Origin of the sequence: Moritella sp. 24 (genome assembly GCF_018219155.1) — a bacterium.
In the GTDB taxonomy this organism is placed as follows: Bacteria; Pseudomonadota; Gammaproteobacteria; order Enterobacterales; family Moritellaceae; genus Moritella.
The window spans coordinates 2,813,542-2,833,464 of record NZ_CP056123.1; the positions used below are offsets into that span (position 1 = coordinate 2,813,542).

A 19,923-nucleotide genomic window follows, 5' to 3' on the forward strand; every position below is an offset into this window, starting at 1 on the left:
TTATAAACACAATGTAAACAATTGATAAATCATCATTATAATTTATCCATTACATAATCAATAAAATCAAAATAATTATCGACAAGAGCGAGTTATAAAATTACATATAGTGGTAAACCGAGTTATCACACGGTCTGTGATAAATCGATTTACCATTGAGTATTACAACGCTTTAACTTAACTTTACTTCCTTCAACTATACTTCCTTAAATGCGCGATAATATGTATTAAGTAAAGGAGCCGTGAGATAATCCCAAAGTGTACGACTCTCTAGAATAACAAACACTTCCGTTGGCATACCCGGATATAATTTAATATCATCCATGCTTTCCAGTTGTTTATCATCAAGTCTAACTTTAATTAAATAGCCTCCCTCTTTTGAAGAGTCCTCTGCAATTTTATCCGCAGCAACATATATGACCTCACCTTGTACCGGTGGTGTTTTTCTAACATTGTATGCACTGAGCCTTACTTTAGCAGTCAAACCTTGACGAACGACATCAATATCCTTTGCGTTAATCATTGCTTCAACGATTAATTCATCGCTCTCAGGAACAATTTCCATAATTACATCACCAGCATTAACGACCCCACCAATCGTATGCACGTTCATACCAACAACCGTACCATTATGCTTACTTCTTATTGTAATCCGATCTCTTACTTCACGTGCCGCAATTAAGGCTTTCTCAGTATCCCTTAACTCTCTGCCAACACTCTCGAGTTCACCAACTAATGAAGACTTAAGATCCGCAGTCTCCGTTTTGTAATCATATTTTAGTGACGATATTTTTTGTGAGGCTAATTCAGTGTCCGCCTTTAATTCAGCTAACCTTGCTTCAACTGTCGCACGTTTTCTCTTTAACTCTAACATCTTCGTTTTTGATACAAATCCTTTTTCAGCTAACCCTCGAGTCATCTCAATTTCTTCATTAATCAACTCATACTGCGTTTTAATCGCAGTGACTTGATAACGGTTCCCCTGAAGTTGCTCCTTAAGTAATTGTTCCTTTTGCTTGTGATAACCTTCACGCAATTTATTCTTCAGTGTATTTTGTTGATGCTTAATGATTTGTGTACGTAAGATACTATCGCTATCAGAATCTGAGATTGCCCCAACTTCCAATCGGTTTGGCCAGTTAACCATTTCTTTATTCTCTAAATCAGCTTCAATCTCTGCCCTTTTCGTTAATAAGGTGAAATATTTAATCGACAATCGAGAAAAATCAGCTTGTGCTTTACTGTTTTCTAATTCAACTAGCACATCCCCTTTTTTAACCGATTGTCCTTCCGTGACATAGATCGCTTTTACCCAGCCACCTTGTAAATGCTGAACTTTTTTACGCTGGCTTTCTACAACAATAGTGCCGTTGGCAATCGATGCAGCGCTTAACTTGGCTGTTACAGACCAAAATACAAAACCACCAAGGCCCAAAAGAATAATTAAACAACCAATAATGATTGGTCGATTGGTGTTAAAATTTACTTGTTTCATGCTGCGCCTCCTCGCTTTATTAATACATTATTAGATTTAGATTTTGCAACAGCTTTAGAATCATCAATACCACCGATTGCACCTAAGAATTTATCGCATGTACCGGCTTTTTCAATCTTTCCTTCATTAAGAAATACGACCCAATCCATTTGGCGTAAGAAACCAGGGCGGTGACTGATCATAACCACTGTTATCTTATTCTCTTTACAATATTGCAGCACAATAGAGAGTGCGATCTCACCTTCAGGGTCGAGATTGGAGTTAGGTTCGTCCAAAATAAGTATGCTTGGATTTGAGAATACAGCTCTTGCTAAACCAATACGCTGACGCTGACCACCGGATAACTGCGCACCACCTTCACCTAAATATGTGTCATATCCCTGAGGGAGCGAAATAATAAGCTCATGGACACAAGCAAGCCTTGCAGCATGCACAATATCCTTATCATCCGCATCAGAGAATCGGCAGATATTTTCAGCCACGGTACCCGCTAACAAGCCCACATCTTGTGGTAAAAAACCAATGTGACGACCAAACTGCTCTTCTGGCCACAAATCAATATCCGCGCCATCGATTTGGATACTACCTGATGATGGTTTCATAATACCCATGATCACCGACGCTAGCGTTGACTTGCCCGAACCAGACCCACCCATAATCGCTAAGGCACGTCCTGCACCGAGTTTAAAGTTAATATTTTGTAATACCGGTTTTTTATGTCCTTTTAATCTCACACCAATATTTTGTAAATTAAGTTCCCCTGTTGGCTCTGGCAATGCTGTTTTGTTTGGCGCGATATCATCTTCCATAGCACTTAAACGTTGATATGATTTAAAACCACTTAACCAATTTTTCCAGCCCATAACAGCTTGTTCGAAAGGTGAAAGTACCCTAGACATAATGATTGAACTGGCGATGATGGCACCTGCACCAATCTCTTGGTGGATAGCTAAATAAACACCTGCGGTTAATACCGATATTTGTAAAATAGTTCTCGCAAAACGGCTAAACGTGAGTACTTTGGCGATTTTAGAATTCAGTGACCATTGTAGTTGTAACAGATTTGAATTCTTACTCTGCCAAATTCGTCCTATATCACCAGCCATTCCCATTGCACGTAACATGGGTGCATTACGTAAATAATCATTAAGCTCCATATTGGATTTATTGCTAAGCGTTTGCGATTCAAAATTAGGTTTTTTCGCAGCAAACATTACTACCGTTGATAAACCAATAAAAACAATCATACCAGCGAGTGCAATACTGCCGATTAATGGATGTAACATGAATAAAATAAAGAGGAATATCGGTACCCAAGGAATATCAAATACCGCAGAAAGCGAAGGGTTAACAAGTAAGTTTTTAATTTCGCTTAAGTCTTGTAAACCCTGTTTCTGAATACAGTTCGCATTAGAAGAACGGCGTATACTTTCAGATAACATAAATGGGCTTAAACGCTCATCCAATTTTAGCCCTGATTTTTGCAGTAACTCAGTACGAGTATGCTCAAGAATTGCTTGTATTAATAGCAGCGAGACTGCAATAACAACCAAAGCAACTAATGTATCAATGCTGCTACTACCCATAACCCGATCGAATAGTTGTAAGCTATAAATGGGTAAGGTTAAAACTAAAAAATTAATTGCAAAACTAAAGAAAGCGACAAATCTTAAGTCTCGCTTACAATGCCCTAAAGCTGATTTCAATTCACTATTACGCAAAGTACACCTCCACTGTGTGCTTAATAACATAAATAATTAGCATGTGTATTTAAAAGAGGGGGAAAGAGAAGCCTAAAAAATCGTCCTCGTAGGCTTCATCATTGTCCGTTAAGAACTGTTAATTAGATATCAGAGCCATTAAAGCTAATACTATCGGCGTCACTGTCACTCCAGATAGTCACTTCTTGTCCTTCTTCATTCGTGAAGTTGTAGCCATTTAAGCTTTCAACATCAATATCACTACCTTCAAATGTATCCAGTAGATCTTGTGACATGTCATTATTCATACCCGTTAACTGCCAACCGTCGCCTTCCAACTCAACGGCATCCGCACCTTGGCAAACAAACTGACCACTTGCATCGCCCGCCCCGTCATTTTCTAATACCTTGTCCAATGCGATTTTGATTTGCGCATCAGTCGCTTCTACAGTAACCGCCTCAATATCTTGGAAAGCGGTCTGTGTCATATCAATTGATACACCACTCGATTCAGCACCAACAGTTAATACATCAAAGCCCTCACCACCACTATAGTGGACAGTATCACCATTGCTCCCCTCTAGATCGGCGCTATCAAAGACAATGAAATCATCCCCGCTACCAGCGAACAGTTGGTCAATACCACTACCACCATCAAGCGTATCATTACCACCATCAGCGAAGACTAAATCGTCACCTGCACCAGCATTGATAACGTCATCACCGCTACCCGCTTTAATGGTATCATCACCTTCGCCACCACTTAATGTATCGTTACCTTCACCGCCAATAATATAATCATCACCAGCACCACCATCTATGGTATCGTCACCAGCCTGACCGTATAGACGATCATCACCTTCACCACCAGCGATTTGATCATTACCATCACCAGCATAAATCGTATCACGGCCTTCACCAGCATCAATAACATCATCGCCAGCACCAGAGCGGACTACATCATTACCAGCACCCGCTTGAATACTGTCATTGCCAGCGCCCGTCATGATCGTGTCTTTACCTGCACCTGCAGTAACCTGGTTATCACCATCTCCGGCATTGATTACATTCGAACCATCACCCGCATTAATCACATCATCACCTGTACCTGAAGTGATACGATCATTTCCTTCACCCGCGGTAATTTGATTTTGACCATCTCCAGCATCAACTAAGTTATCACCAGTGCCAGCATCAATCACATCATTGCCCGCCCCAGTAGTAACAACATCATTACCTTCTCCTGCTAATACTGTATTATTACCTGTCATCGATGTGATGGTATCGCTACCTCGGCCCCCTGATAAGGTATCATCGCCTTCACCCCCATCAATAACATCATCGCCATCGCCGCCACTGATATTATCATTACCAGCGCCACCTTCGAGCTGATCATTACCAGCGCCGCCATCGATGGTATCATTACCCGTACCGCCATAAACAACGTCATCACCAGCACCTGCTAACAACGTATTGTTACCCGATTCGCCGTGAAGTTCATCATTGCCTGCACCACCTTCTAAGCGATCATCACCCGCACCAGCAAAGAGCTTATCATCACCTTCACCACCGTCGATTCGATCATCACCTTCTCCACCGAATAACAAATCATCGCCAGCGCCACCAGATAAACTATCATTACCGACACCACCTTCTAAGTGATCATTACCTGCACCACCGTCAAGGTTATCATCACCTTCATCGCCGTACATTAGGTCATCACCAGCGCCAGCAACCGCCGTATCATTACCAGTACCACCGTAAAGTGTATTATCACCTTCACCTAAGTTAATAGTATTAGTACCTGCTTCACCGTAGACAGTATCGTTACCTGCACCCGCGTCAATATTATCATCACCCTCACCGGCAAAGAGCGTGTCATCACCTGCGCCTGATGTAATCGTGTCATTGTCAGCACCCGCATACAAGGTATCACTTGCATCGCTACCAATCAGCGTATCATCACCAGCACCACCAAAAATATTATGACTACCACCATCAGCGGCGACTAAGGTATCGTTACCTTCTTCACCAACAAGTACATCCCCACCATCATCAACAAGATAATCGTCACCGTCACCACCAGCAAGGAAGTCATTACCTTCACCGCCAATCATGCGGTCATCACCAGCACCACCAAAGAGTACATCATTACCTGCACCACCCTGAACACTGTCATTACCTTCGCCCGCATCAACATAGTCGTCGCCAACGCCAGCATTAATGACATCATCACCCGCGCCAGCATAGACAGAATCATTACCTTCGCCAGCAGTAATCTTGTCACTATCTACGCCACCGAAAACAAGATCATCACCAGTACCAGCGTCAATGGTATTACTACCAGATACACCATGAATTTCATCGTTACCGGCACCACCAGACAGGCTATCATTACCTTCGCCGCCAAAGAGCTTGTCATCGCCTTCGCCACCAGTCAGGGTATCGTTACCTGTGCCACCAAATAGCAAGTCGCTGCCTTCGCCACCCGCTAACGTATCATCACCAGCGCCACCTTCTAAATGGTCATCACCTGCACCGCCACGGAGTTGGTCATTACCCTCACCGCCATGCATCAGGTCGTCACCACTACCAGCTGTCGCAACATCATCACCAGTACCGCCAAATAAGGTATTGTTACCTTCTCCTAAATCAATCGTATTCGCGCCTGATTCGCCATAAACAACATCATCTCCAGCGCCCGCATTAATGGTATCGTCACCTTCGCCCGCATAGATCTCGTCATTGCCTTCACCACCCGCAATTTTATCATCGCCCGCACCAGCAAATAAGATATCGTCACCAGCGCCGCCATCGACCTTATCATCACCTTCGCCAGCGTAAACAGTATCTTGGCCTTCACCAGCTGTGATCGTATCGTTACCAGCACCGCCTTCTAAATGATCGTTACCAATGCCACCATCAATGACATCCGCACCCGTACCACCGTAAACGACGTCATCACCAGCACCAGCAGAGATCGTGTTATTACCTGACTCACCGTGGATCTCATCGTTGCCAGCGCCACCGTCTAGCTGATCATCACCTTGACCACCAAAGAGCTTGTCGTCACCTTCACCACCGAGCAGTGTATCGTCACCTTCACCACCAAATAGCAGGTCATTACCCGCTCCGCCTGAAAGCTGGTCATTACCTAAACCACCTTCTAATTGGTCATTACCTGCACCACCGTCAAGGTTATCGTCACCTTCACCGCCATACATTAAATCATCACCCGAGCCAGCAACAGCAGTGTCATCACCAGTGCCGCCATATAAAGTATTATTCCCTTCACCGAGATCTATCTTGTTATTACCTGCTTCCGCATAAACTGTATCATTGCCTTCACCGGCATTAATGCGGTCGTTACCTTCACCAGCAAAGAGTACATCATCACCGCCGCCAGAAAGGATTGTATCGTCATCAGCCCCACCATAAAGCGTATCACTTGCTTCACTGCCGATTAATGTGTCATTACCTGAACCACCATAAATTTGGTGACTACCACCATCAGCAGCGACTAAGGTATCATCACCATCATCACCCAAAAGTACATCACCACCATCATCAGTGAGATGATCATCGCCCGCACCACCAGAAAGGAAGTCACTACCTGCGCCACCAACTAGTCTGTCGTTACCCTCGCCACCAAACAGTGCATCATTACCTGCACCACCCTGCAAAATATCATCACCAGCACCAGCATCAATTACGTCATCACCAGCTCCGCCATCAATAACATCATCACCCGCGCCTGCATAGACAGTATCGTTACCATCTCCTGCATTAATCGTATCTGCATCAGAGCCACCATACACAAGATCATCACCAGCTCCGGCATCAATAACGTTCTCACCAGAATCTGCATAAATGGTGTCATGACCACTACCGGCATCTATGTTGTCATCGCCTGCACCTGCAATAATGGTATCGTCACCCGCTCCGCCAGCTAAACGATCATCACCTTCACCACCATCAATGTGATCATTACCTTCACCACCGCGAATAGTGTCATTACCCGCGCCACCTTCTAAGTGATCAGCACCTAGGCCGCCTTCAATTGTGTCATCACCTGCACCTGCATAAACAAGATCGTCACCGTCACCACCATCAATGGTATTGTTACCAGCACCACCATATACTTCGTCATTACCTGCGCCACCAGATAGCGTATCATCACCTTCACCACCGAATAACTTATCGCTACCGTCACCACCGCTTAATGTATCATCGCCTGCGCCACCGATTAAAATATCAGCACCAATACCACCCGATAAGCGATCATTACCCGTGCCACCTTCTAATTTATCTTCGCCAGCACCACCTGTGATGGAGTCATCATCTGCGCCGCCATATAGGGTGTCATTTTGGTCACTACCAATTAATGTATCATCGCCTTCGCCACCATAAATTTGATGACTACCACCATCAGCTGCAAGCAAGGTATCATCACCAGCCTCGCCTAATACCACATCATCGCTATCGCCCACAATGTAGTCATTACCAGCACCACCCGCTAAGAAATCTTGTCCTGCGCCACCCGTTATTTTATCGTCGCCAGCACCACCGAGAACGACATCATCACCCTCGCCACCAGAAAGACTATCACTGCCTAAGCCGCCTTCAATCGTGTCATTACCAGCGCCACCATCGACAGTATCGTCACCGTCATTCGCATAAATGGTATCGTTACCTTTTCCGCCTGCAATCGTATCGCTATCAGTACCACCAACAACAAGATCATCACCTGCGCCAGCATCAATTTGGTTCGCACCAGAATCAGCATAAATACTATCTTGACCAACACCGCCCGCAATCACATCATCGCCTGTCCCTGCATAAACGGTATCATCACCGGCACCAGCATCGACGTTATCTGAACCTTCACCTGCGTGTAATACGTCATCGCCAGCACCACCCGTAATGGTATCGTTATCAGCGCCACCATAAAGGGTATCATCTTGGCCGCTACCAATTAACGTATCATCACCATCACCACCGTAAATTTGATGGCTGCCAGTATCAGCAGCAGTCAAGGTATCATCGCCACCTTCACCTAATACTGTATCGCCACCTTCATCGGTAATTTTGTCATCACCATCGCCACCCGCTAAGTGATCTTGTCCTGCACCACCAACCAAGGTATCGTTACCCGCGCCACCAGCAAGAGTATCGTCGCCAGCACCACCCATCAATTTATCATTACCAGCGCCACCATCAAGGTTATCATCGCCCGCATTACCACTCAGGATATCAGCACCAGAACCACCAGTTAACACATCGTTTTCTGATGAACCAACCAATTGATCATCACCTTCGCCACCGTGTAACGTTGATGCGTTATCACCCGCACTTAATTTATCATCGCCAGTTTCACCATAAAGTTCGTTATTACCGCTATCGCCACGAACGACGTCATCACCATCACCTGCATACACGCTATCGTCACCAGCGCCTGCATCAATACTGTCGTTGCCTTCACCACCAAACACAGTATCGTCACCATCGCCAGCACTGACTAAGTCATCACCCGCATTCCCAGAGATAACATCACCACCACTGCCGCCATCAATAGCATCATCACCTTCGCCACCCGCGATCACATCATCACCGGCACCGCCATCTAAAATGTCATCACCAGCTTCACCATAAAGTTGATCGTCACCTTCTTCTGCGAAGACAATATCATCACCCTCACCAGCCGTTACAACATCATCTTGCTGAGTGCCTACTAATAAATCATCTTGCTCTGTACCTGCAACAAATTTGCTTTCAGTTACAATATCAACTTTTTGGTTCGCCATTTTACATTCCTTGTTTGCTAATGAATTATACTCATTTTAGATTAGAGTTCTCAAAATCAGATTAGACAGGGGGGAATGAAATGGCAGGCAAACTTGAAGTAAATCTAAGGTTATTAGCAAGTAATAATCAAACATGTGATTAAGCTCGAATTATTAACTCTAATTAGGCAGAATATTTGTTGATTAGATGAAAGTAAGTCTATGACTGTGTCACTAAAATGATAAATTCAGTATAAATAATGACAAGTTCAACGTCAGGAGCAATGAATGAGCGGTATATGAGGAAGAAAAAGGGATGAGCTTAAAATAAAAAAGCCAAATGTCACATCCTGTATTTAACTACAATCAGTAACACTTGGCTTCAATAATTAATTAAACCTATAGGGTTTAATCTTGTTTATAGTACTTATAAACCTTGCTTGTACTGTGCATTCGTTGCAACTGGTACTAAGTGGTTTAACGCTGCTTTAGCATCTTCTTCGCCCGCTAGTAGTGCTTCAAAGTGCTTAATTAGTTCAACCTTATCCTGCTCTTCTTTAGAACCAGCACCGATATTTGTTAAATCGATAAAGAACTCGTCAAACAAATCAGAGAAGTCATTTATTACGTCAAAGTTTAAGAACTGCTCGTCATTATAAATACTTGGGTAGCCGCCTTTTTGCTTATCAACCGCAAATGAAATACCTTTCACATTGGTAATTGTTGTCGCTTTTTCACATTTAAGCATACAACCATCTTCAATCGCTGGTTTTTTACAACCTACTGTTTGCTGGAAGAAGCATTGACGACTTGTCATCATCAGAATTGGGTGGTAAATACTGTAGAACATTTTAAAGTTCTTCGGACGACTGATCTTTCTGATTTGAATACGATTAATCTCGTTAGAAATAAACGCACCCGCACAGTTTAACTCTTCTTGTAGCGTTAATAATGCATGAGAGTTGGTTGTATTTAAGAATGGACCAGCAACCCATTCAATACCCATTTCAAACGCTTTATAAGCAATACCTGTATTGTTAGTCACGATACGTTTAGGTTTCACTTCTTCAAGAATCTTAACTGACTCTAAATAATCTTTACCAATAAGAACCGCTGGGAACCAAGGGATCAAACGTGGATTTTCTTGTAGTAGTTTGATGTGCTTAGGACAGTTCTTTTTCAAGCTTTCAGGGATCTTAAAGTAAATATCTGCATCCGTTACATCAGCAAGGTGTAAGTCTTTTGCATTTGCAATCATCAATGATAATTTTGGTTTTTCTTCTACTTTCGGGTGCTTAGGTAATGCAGGTACGTCAACGTGTTTAACAACGTCACGAGAACCATTTAATAAGAAGGCTACTTGGTTCTTAAGCTCTGTTAGTTCTTTAAATGGTACCGTTAGATTTGCATCAAAATGATCAAACATCATTGGCGCAAGATCAAACGTTGCATTGTTAAAGCTACGGAAACGTTTTTCAACGGTTTCAGGCGTGATTGAAATTTCATCTGCCACTGTTAATACAGAATCTGTTTTCACTTCCAGTGAGATATTACCCGCAACAACGTTAACGGTTAGTGGGCTACCTGCTTTAGCAATGAAATCAAATGTTAAAGCAATTTTATCAATGCTTAAATCTTTGATTTTATCGGCCAGTTCAGCACCTAATGCATTTTTATCTGTGTAAAGTTCTTGCTTCACATCATGGATTTGTACAACCGAGATAGCATCGCTTTTTTCTACTGCGTAATTCACACTGTTATCACGTGGGTTATCAGTAAACATTCTCTTGTTGAGGTCACCCTGTAAGAATGAGTTCGTGAAACTACGGTTAAATACTTTGTGTAAATTAGCATCGTCAGCTAATAATTTACCCGACTCAACAAAGTTATTGATCTGTTTACGCCATGTATCGACAACCGTGTAAACATAGTGTGCGCCTTTAATACGGCCTTCGACTTTAAGTGAGTCAACACCTGCGTCTACCAGTTGCGGTAGATCGTAGTATGCAGAGTTATCTTTTAAATTAAGTGGGAAGCGATGACCTTCAGCTGTTACTTCGTATTCGTCTCGGCACGCTTGGCTACAACGACCACGGTTACCCGAGTTACCAACACTTACAGAACTTGAATAACACTGACCAGAGAAAGCAATACACAGTGCACCATGTACAAATACTTCTGTTAATACGTCATGATCATGCGCAACTGTTGTTAGCTCTTTAATTTCACCCAGATTTAACTCACGAGATAAGTTGACGCGCGTTGCACCAATTTTCTGTAAGAATAAAATCTGACCTTCGTTATGAGTTGTTAACTGAGTAGACGCATGAATATGCAGCGATGGGAAATGCTTCTTAACAATATTGAACACACCTAAATCTTGTACGATGATGCCATCAATACCGCTGTTAACTAGCTTGTTAAGCAGTCGAACTAAACTAACAACTTCGTGCTCTAAGATCACAACGTTAAGCGTTAAGAAAACCTCACAGCTATGTTGGTGTGCAAGTCGTAATACGCCATTCAGCTCATCAAATGAAAGATTGGACGCACGGTTACGGGCATTAAACATATCTAAACCACAGTAAACCGCATTTGCACCGGCAACAATAGCCGCTTTAATTGCTTCTACATCACCGCCCGGTGCCAATAATTCTATTTTTCTACTCATGCGAAATAACCCACTTAATGCTTTTATTGTAATTTTTTGAGGGGGCATTCTACCTGTATATGCGGGTCATTGCTATGAATTCGGGTTTATTGATCTAGATCAATATTGTAAAGGCGGCATTCTGGCGTATTATTTCTGAATGTGTCGTGGTGATGCAACGGGCTAAATCAGCATTTGGCCCGTTGCATCACGGTCGTTTTAACTACTTAGAATCAGGGACTAACTGCTTTATCGCGTGAGGTAACACAGTAACAATCAAGCCACGAACAGGGTGCCATAATGCAGACAACATTAATAATGCCGCACCAATCGCAATACCAGTGATCGCAAAATTAGTACCAACATCACCGTACATACTCATCAAACTTGATAATGCATAAAGTACGTATACTAACGAAGACACCATAAAGGCACGGCGGTCGATAATAATAGAAACCAGTGACATCAATAAGTACAGCGTAATAATAATCGCAATACTGCTCATGCTTTCTTCACCGTTTAAAATACCCACACCTAAAAATACAGGATGAATAATCAATGGTGCTGATAATAAATGTAACCAGAATGCTGTATCGGTACGATTCGTAACACGTTCGCGATCAGAAGAGTCCCAATACATAGCAAATAAGAACGTTGCAATACCGCAGGCAAATATGACCACCAATATCCAATCTGTTAATACGTTGAGCGTTTCAGCGGTTGTAAATGTCGATATGAAAGAAGAAACAATAAAACCTATCGTTGCAGCGGTACCTGCTGCAATCGTAATTGGCACATTGAAACGACGCCAGTGACAGAAAGCGGCAATAACCGATGCACCAGTCGCAGCTATAATCGTTTGTTCATCAAGCGCTGAAAATACTTCCATTGATAACTTAAACACACCACCAATAAAGGCAAGTAATAACATAATAGCAGGAAACGCCATTTTTCTTTTAAGTACAAAAAATTCGGCAAGTGCCCATGACAATGCAGCAAACGTCGCAAGTCCTAAGCGAGGATCAACGGTTCTAACAGCCCAGAGTGATGAAAACAGTAATAACGCACAAGCAATCACGATAAAGATATCGTTAAACCCGCCTATTAAGCGAATATTTTCTTCGTCAGCTATCGTCACTTTCTTTGATAACAATTGGTCACGTCGAAACTCATCAACGGACGAAGCAGTAAAAATACCTTTATCTACTGCACTGTTAAGGTCTTCATCTGTATACATAGTGGTCCTAAAAGTGTTATTAATAATACATATTATAAGCAAAGCACTAAAGTGTATTAACTTTGCTTATATGGGACAAGAGAAGTGGTCAATAATTCTAAAAAAACAAGTAAACCAATCAAAAATACAGCACACCATGACCTGTTTTAGTTAAAATGTGACGTGTAGCATGCCACAGGATATTCATTAAGTCGTATTTTCTACTTTGTTTTTCTACTATATGTAATTGAGCCTTTCTCGAACCGAATAACTTTTTTTAATAAAAATTAAATTAGCGTATACATTCACCCAGTGCCCACATGCACTATTACCAGCACGACCACAGTTATACGCTGTTTTAACAAGGAGACGTTGTGAACCCACAAGATTACTTTAACCAACTCAATGATGACTATTTAACACTTCACCGCCGTAAAGAAGACCTATTCTGGCAAACCTACATGGGCACCAGTGATGACCATGACGGTTTTGCCGCGGCAGAAGAGGCTCTCAGTGCATTTATCTCAGACCCAGCTCATATACAAGAAACACGCAGTAACCTTGATGTGCTATTACAATTAACTGATGAAGACGATGAACTGGTACAGGGCCTTAAAGGTTGGTTAGCCTTTTTCGATGCCAACGCCATTGAAAGTGCAGAAGGCCGCGATAAAATGGCGGCACTGATTCGCAGTGAGTCAGCGCTATTTGCTAAACGTCAAGATTACCTCATGTATTGTAATGATGAGAATGGCGACAAGCAGCAAGCTTCTTTAACCGTACTGGCAGCTAATATTCGCACCAGTAACAATGAGAGTGTACGCCAATCAGCGCATCAAGCATTGTTAGACCTTGAGCAGTGGGTGCTGAATAACGGTTATATCGAACTGGTTAAACAACGTAACGACTTTGCCCGTCAACAAGGCTTCCGTAATTTCTTTGATTACAAAGTAAATAAAACTGAGCAGATGACACCTGAACAACTGTTCACTATTTTAGATGATTTTGAATCTCGAACTCGCGAACAAAATCAAAGCAGTATTAAGCAACTAGCACAAAGCAAAGGTGATAGCGCGGTTCAAGGTCATAACTTTAGCTTTATGTATGCAGGTGATGCAGCACGTCAACTTAACCCTTACGTACCATTCTCAAAGTCATTGCGTCGCTGGATTGAATCATTCGGCCGCTTGAATATCGATTATTCACAAGCCGACATGACCCTCGATTTATTAGACCGTCCGGGTAAATACCAAAATGGTTTCTGCCATGGCCCGATTCCATCGTTTTATGCTGAAGATCAATGGCAAGCAGGTAAAATCAATTTCACCAGTAATGCGAAACCCGATCAAATAGGCAGTGGCTACGATGGTATTAACACCTTATTCCATGAAGGGGGTCATGCCGCGCATTTTGCCAACATTAAATTAAACTCACCCTGTTTTTCACAAGAATTTGCACCCACATCAATGGCCTACGCAGAAACCCAATCTATGTTTTGCGATAGCTTATTAACCGACGGCGATTGGTTGAAACAATATGCCTATAACGCTGATGGTGAAGTGGTACCCGATGAAGTTATTCAAGCGTTAATCGCAGCAAAACAACCCTTTAAAGCTTACGAAGAGCGCAGTATTTTAGTCGTACCTTACTTTGAATGGGCTGTTTACAGTGCGGATGAAGATTTATTAACACCCGAATACTTAACTTCGTTAGCTCGAGAAACAGAGCAACGTATCCTTGGATTAGCAGCAAGCCCACGCCCACTACTCGCGGTTCCGCACTTGCTATCACAAGAAGCCGCTTGTTCGTACCAAGGTTACCTACTTGCACACATGGCGGTTTATCAAACACGCGCTTACTTTACTGAGAAATTCGGTTATCTAACCGATAACCCTGCAATCGGTCCACTGCTTGCTGAGCATTACTGGAAACCAGGTAACAGTATTAGCCATGATGCAACCTTGCGTAGTCTAACGGATGAAGGTTTCTCTGCGGCTTACCTTGCAGATACCTGTAATAAAACCAGTGACCAAGCTTGGCAACAGGAGCAAGCTAAGATTGTCGCAGCGCAAGCCCGAGTTCGCGCTAACCCTGCCGCACTGAATGCTAAAATCAGTATTGTGGATGGTGCTGATGTTATCGCTGACAATACTATTTCTGATGGTCAGTTATGCGATAACTTCGAGACTTATATTACTCAGCGTTATGGTAGTGATTGTTAGAACCACGGAATAATAAATAAGTCGGTTTTTATTTTTAATAATAGAAACCGGCCCTCACTTTAACTTTCAATATCGTCATCCTAACTCTTACACGCCCTTACCTTATACGCTAAAAAATTATAGTAATATCTTTGTCACTCGCAACATTATAGCCCTGCTACATGAACAAATATATTAGGTGTAATATGAGAACAAAATTAGCGACATCCCTTGCTACAGCATTACTATTAACCGCTTGTAATAGTGACAACAAAAACACGGCTTCAACCACTCCGACAAAACCAGTACCAACACCAACAGTACCTGTTCCCGCGATTACACACCTAGATAAAAGCGATCTATTTATTATAGGTAAATCACTAACATTACAAACAGTTTGTGTAGATTGTGATGACAGTAAAACTCAATACCAATGGTTCGTAGACCGTAATAACAACGGTGTTTTTGGTGATGAAATCATTATCGATGGCCAGCTAATTCCTGATGTCAATGTAACAACAAATGCATATACACCTGTATCAGATGATTATGGACATAATTTTAAATTATGTGCGACACCGATATCGAAGCAATCCGTTACTGGCACGCAAGTCTGTAAAACATGGCAGCCAATTAGTGTAAGTAAAATTGCCGTGAACGCCAGTGCTTTTGCCGCAATCAAAAATGATGGTAGCGCTACCGTTTGGGGCTTTAAATACGGTGGCGGAGATACCACAGCCATTGATAATGAGTTAACTGATATCAAATCAATTAGCGGTAGTTTTTTAGCATTTGCTGCAATAAAAAAAGACGGTTCTGTATTAACCTGGGGCAATAAAACCTTGGGAGGTGATAGTAGTGCTGTACAAGCTGACTTAATAAATGTTGAAACCATAACGGCGACAAATGGTGCCTTTGCTGCATTAAAATCGGATGGTTCAGTGGTCGTTTGGGGAGACAAAACACAAGGTGGGGATAAAGATTCTATCCATAGCCCTCTCACTAACATTAACCGTATTTATGCTTCAGACTCAGCCTTCGCAGCACTGAAAAAAGACAAAACGGTTATCACTTGGGGTAATCCCAAAAAAGGAGGCGATAGCACAACTGTCACCAGTGATTTAACGAATATTAAAACCATATATGCATCAAGCTATGCTTTTTCAGCGCTAACAGAAACTGGCGACGTATATTCTTGGGGCTTTGATATCTTAGGTAATGCGATCAATTCACCAACAGACTTGCACAATGTCACCACAATTTACACTGCAGGAAGTGCTTTTACTGCATTGAAACAAGATGGTACGCTAACAACCTGGGGTCAAGCTCAATATGGAGGTGACAGCAGTCATGTCACAGCTAAGCTTAAAAATATTAAGTCCGTTGTATCGACAGATTTTGCTTTTACTGCATTGACAAACTCAGGAGAAATCATCAGTTGGGGCACAAGTGATATGTATATCCCGCTAATAGTACCTAATGATACGGACAATTATACTGCTATTTATGCCAATAAGGGTGCTTTTGCAGCCCTCAAAAAAGACGGTTCAGTCGTCACTTGGGGGCAATATCACAATGGCGCTGACAGCAGCCATGTGAGTGATAAACTCATCGATATTAAAACGATTATACCTACCAATTATGCATTTGCAGCTCTAAAGAATGATGGGTCAGTTATAACCTGGGGTGATCCCGACCATGGTGGCGATAGTAGTACTGTTAGCGATGAACTAATTAACATCGAAAATATCGATACTAATGGCTATGCGTTTGTTGCACGTAGAGCCGATGGTCAATTCATTGTCTGGGGTAATGATAAGTTTGGCGGCACTATTAGTGATGAGAAAAAAGAAGCCTTAACAGCTAGAGAAATTCTTGTAAGTCCATAACTTCTCACAACGCGTACGTATTAACTGGCAGCAGCAAACATGCGTACGCAGCTTTTCTCACTCATAACGTAATCGCTCTTTCAAATACTTAATAAAAAGTTGAGTGCGAGTATGTTCATAATCAAGCGTTGGGTAATACGCACACACCGAGCCATGATCAACAGTAAGTTCAGGTAAAACAGGCACCAACTCACCTACTTCAGTTAAATCTTCAAGCATCTTTTGACTTGCAAGTAAGATCCCCATACCGCACTTTGCTCCGTAATATAAAGCCTCGGGGTTCGTGGTGGCAAAATTACCTCGTAACGTAATGCGGTTACCCGTCGATAGTTTCACTTCTCGTATCGGTTTTTCACCCCAAATCAGCATATTATGAGATTCAAGATCATCAATCGTTTCAGGCTTACCGTATTTTTCAATATACTCAGGTGAAGCAAAAAATTTGGCATCATTTTTAAATAATTCAATCGCTTTATAACTGTGAGAATTCAACTGTTCTAAATCACGGCTAATAAACACATCAACGTAATCTTCAGGCATTTGTCCTGGTGAGGTAGTTAACAATTGAATTTGAATTTTAGGATACATCAGTAAAAAATCATTTAAATACTTAATGATAAATTTAGAACCAACTGCGGTTGTCGCTCCAATTTTCAATAATCCTGTTGGAGTTTGATTCACCGAGCGTGCTTCATCCACCAGCGCCATCCATTGATCAAGTTGCAGTCGTGAACGCTGATAAAATAACTGACCCGCTTCAGTTTGGTCTAATGAACGCGTAGTTCGCTTGAGTAATTGCACCCCGACCTTATCTTCTAACCAGTTAATCCGCTTACTGATTGCTGAGCCAGTCGTATTAAGCTGGTAAGCGGCGCCGTTAAAGCTACCTTCCTCAACCACTTTGATATAACTTCGCACGCACACAATCCAATCCATCACTACCTACCTTTTCGCAATATCGCGATTGAAGTAAACATTCAATCCTAATAAGACCTAATCTAGCATAGATAGTTATTTTACAAATATAAAAAAGCCTTAATCTGATAATCCCCCTACTTTTACAGGGCATCAAGATTAAGGCTTAGATTATAAAAACGTCAAATTATTTCGCTGCTTTTACCGCAAAGTAATCCAATACGATTTTAGTTTTATCAGTCAAATCACCAACCGGTTTAAACTCAACATTGATGTTATCCGTGTCAATTTTGAAGGTATTCACTTTAAGGAAAAGTGCATCGGTTTTAGCTGTATTAACGTCAATATTGACCGCAACAGCACGACCATTAACAAACAGATCAAACGCAGGTGTATTTTTATCCTTTGGTACTACAAATTCGATACTGTAGCTTGAACCTGCATCCGCATAAGCCATGGTTTTTAAACCACCGTCATCAGTCCAAAAGGTCTCAGACATACCAATATTATCTGCTTTCCAATAACTGAAATACGCATGGTAGTCATCTACATTCTCTGGCGACGCAGAAGTCCACATTACGCTATCAAGCTCCACCTCTTCGGTATAACTAAAGCCATGTTCTTTCATCATTTTGTCAATCCAAGGTACCTTATCAGCTACATCTTCAAAAGTGTCCGCCCAACCAAACTCGGTATTATATTGCACGCCAATTTCACCAAACAGATAAGACTCACCATTTTTTTCAAACGTAATACCAGAACCACTATCACCATGAATAACTAACCATTGCAGGTCGCTCTGTTCAAGATATGTTGGCTTAAAGCTATATTCAGCCACCCATGCCTTTTCAACTTGGCTATATTGAACAAATTTTTGACCACCATTACGGTTATTATAATTACCAAATCCGATGTTAGTCACTTCATAAAATGCATCCTTAGGGAACATTGAATTTGTTGCTAACTTAGCAGGTTTAATCCCACGAATAGGCGTATCTAAACGAACGAGTGAAAAATCAGACCCTTTGGGATCTCTAAACGCGTACTCACCAAAATCAGCATCGGGATCTGTTATCGCGTACACATATTTGTCCGTTATATATTTACCATTTTTGTCTTTTTTATACGTTCCACAACTTACTCTGTTTTCATACCCATCTGCTTTTGAACCAGACACATGATTCGCCGTAATAACCCAATACGGGTCAATTAATGTTGCAGAACCAGCATTCATCGCACATGCAAAATCAAATTTGTTCTGTAAAGAAAAAGCTTTGAATTGAGATACTGAACGGTCATAACGTCCAACACCTGCGTTAGCCGTCATCGAAATAGAAGCCAATATCGCAGTAGCAATAAGTAATTTTTTCATTATTTAACCTCACTTAAATTGATAGCTTCCAAGCTGTGATAGCCTTCTGACTGCGAGAAATCCCATTGTCGAGCAACACGTTTGTAAGTCACAGTTAATTGATCATCAATCGAAGTGGTATTAAAGACGATAGTGTTTTGAGTACCAGTTAAGTGTGTCGCAAAATCATTCTTGATCGTGACGCACTGCAGGCTAATACACGCCGTAACATCCGATGAAGACAGCCAGTTATGGGTATAAAGATCAAGCTTGTAACGCCCAATGCCTTCTGCTTTAACGTTAAAACTAAAGCCACCATCATTCAACACCATGGCATGATTAAACTGATCGGCATAATCGGCATAACTACCGCCGTCCCAACTATAGCGATTCGCGTGAACGGGTTCATCCCCTGGTATATGTTTAATTGAACCAACATCCGTTAACGAACCAATTTTATCGCTATTTGGCTTTTCAACAAATGTATCTACACCGTAGAAAAACTGCCAATCAAGACCTTTCAACTCGATATCTTTACGAAGACCAGCCCCCGATAATTCATAACCATAAAACTCACTGACTATTGATAGATTATCGCTACCCGCTTTGGAAATATTAGACAGATTGTTTAAATCTACCTCGATCTCACTCGCCACGACAGATGAAGAACATAGTAAGATTACTAGCATTGATTTTTTCATAACTTTTCCTTTGTTAGATGAA

Annotated in this window: 10 protein-coding genes; 2 read left to right on the forward strand and 8 right to left on the reverse strand. The window is 41.9% G+C overall.

The genetic code is table 11. From position 1 onward, the window contains the following. Positions 1–196 precede the first annotated feature (196 nt). The 5 genes from HWV00_RS12515 to HWV00_RS12535 all read right to left on the reverse strand — a co-directional run bounded on the left by HWV00_RS12515 (position 197) and on the right by HWV00_RS12535 (position 12,865). Positions 197–1,495: an HlyD family type I secretion periplasmic adaptor subunit gene (locus HWV00_RS12515; protein ID WP_211681707.1), complete on the reverse strand. Its 1,299-nt coding sequence runs from the start codon at positions 1,493–1,495 to the stop codon at positions 197–199. After that, positions 1,492–3,216, reverse strand: coding sequence for a type I secretion system permease/ATPase (locus tag HWV00_RS12520; protein ID WP_211681709.1), 1,725 nt, complete (start codon positions 3,214–3,216; stop codon positions 1,492–1,494). The genes HWV00_RS12515 and HWV00_RS12520 overlap by 4 nt, the downstream gene beginning before the upstream one ends. Positions 3,217–3,338: 122 nt before the next feature. Next, positions 3,339–8,999, reverse strand: a complete 5,661-nt coding sequence (locus HWV00_RS12525) for a calcium-binding protein (RefSeq protein WP_211681711.1) — start codon at positions 8,997–8,999, stop codon at positions 3,339–3,341. A 406-nt stretch (positions 9,000–9,405) separates the two neighbouring features. Continuing rightward, positions 9,406–11,649: a peptidase U32 family protein gene (locus HWV00_RS12530; RefSeq protein ID WP_211681713.1), complete on the reverse strand. Its 2,244-nt coding sequence runs from the start codon at positions 11,647–11,649 to the stop codon at positions 9,406–9,408. A 202-nt stretch (positions 11,650–11,851) separates the two neighbouring features. Continuing rightward, positions 11,852–12,865 (reverse strand): hypothetical protein, encoded by a 1,014-nt coding sequence (locus HWV00_RS12535; RefSeq protein ID WP_211681715.1) that lies wholly within the window; start codon positions 12,863–12,865, stop codon positions 11,852–11,854. 353 nt (positions 12,866–13,218) lie between these two features. Here HWV00_RS12535 and HWV00_RS12540 point away from each other — a divergent pair, with 353 nt between their 5' ends. After that, complete coding sequence (locus HWV00_RS12540; RefSeq protein ID WP_211681717.1) at positions 13,219–15,066, forward strand: M3 family metallopeptidase; 1,848 nt, start codon at positions 13,219–13,221, stop codon at positions 15,064–15,066. A gap of 185 nt (positions 15,067–15,251) precedes the next feature. Continuing rightward, positions 15,252–16,934 carry a hypothetical protein gene (locus HWV00_RS12545; protein ID WP_211681719.1) on the forward strand — a complete coding sequence of 561 codons (1,683 nt, stop codon included), beginning with the start codon at positions 15,252–15,254 and terminating at the stop codon, positions 16,932–16,934. Between the two features lie 57 nt (positions 16,935–16,991). Here the strand turns inward: HWV00_RS12545 and HWV00_RS12550 are convergent, their stop codons facing one another. The 3 genes from HWV00_RS12550 to HWV00_RS12560 all read right to left on the reverse strand — a co-directional run bounded on the left by HWV00_RS12550 (position 16,992) and on the right by HWV00_RS12560 (position 19,901). Next, the gene (locus tag HWV00_RS12550) at positions 16,992–17,870 is read right to left on the reverse strand and encodes a LysR family transcriptional regulator (protein WP_211681721.1); all 879 of its coding nucleotides are present in this window, start codon (positions 17,868–17,870) and stop codon (positions 16,992–16,994) included. Positions 17,871–18,036: 166 nt separating this feature from the next. Continuing rightward, the gene (locus tag HWV00_RS12555; RefSeq protein WP_211681723.1) at positions 18,037–19,221 is read right to left on the reverse strand and encodes a trypsin-like serine protease; all 1,185 of its coding nucleotides are present in this window, start codon (positions 19,219–19,221) and stop codon (positions 18,037–18,039) included. After that, the gene (locus HWV00_RS12560; RefSeq protein WP_211681726.1) at positions 19,221–19,901 is read right to left on the reverse strand and encodes a hypothetical protein; all 681 of its coding nucleotides are present in this window, start codon (positions 19,899–19,901) and stop codon (positions 19,221–19,223) included. The genes HWV00_RS12555 and HWV00_RS12560 overlap by 1 nt, the downstream gene beginning before the upstream one ends. Positions 19,902–19,923 lie beyond the last annotated feature (22 nt).

Bases quoted from the DNA above. Each gene is read 5' to 3' on its own strand.
- HWV00_RS12555 (WP_211681723.1), bottom strand. From the start codon at position 19,221: ATGAAAAAATTACTTATTGCTACTGCGATATTGGCTTCTATTTCGATG.
- HWV00_RS12560 (WP_211681726.1), bottom strand. From the start codon at position 19,901: ATGAAAAAATCAATGCTAGTAATCTTACTATGTTCTTCATCTGTCGTG.
- HWV00_RS12550 (WP_211681721.1), bottom strand. From the start codon at position 17,870: ATGGATTGGATTGTGTGCGTGCGAAGTTATATCAAAGTGGTTGAGGAA.
- HWV00_RS12525 (WP_211681711.1), bottom strand. From the start codon at position 8,999: ATGGCGAACCAAAAAGTTGATATTGTAACTGAAAGCAAATTTGTTGCA.
- HWV00_RS12535 (WP_211681715.1), bottom strand. From the start codon at position 12,865: ATGTATACAGATGAAGACCTTAACAGTGCAGTAGATAAAGGTATTTTT.
- HWV00_RS12530 (WP_211681713.1), bottom strand. From the start codon at position 11,649: ATGAGTAGAAAAATAGAATTATTGGCACCGGGCGGTGATGTAGAAGCA.
- HWV00_RS12515 (WP_211681707.1), bottom strand. From the start codon at position 1,495: ATGAAACAAGTAAATTTTAACACCAATCGACCAATCATTATTGGTTGT.
- HWV00_RS12545 (WP_211681719.1), top strand. From the start codon at position 15,252: ATGAGAACAAAATTAGCGACATCCCTTGCTACAGCATTACTATTAACC.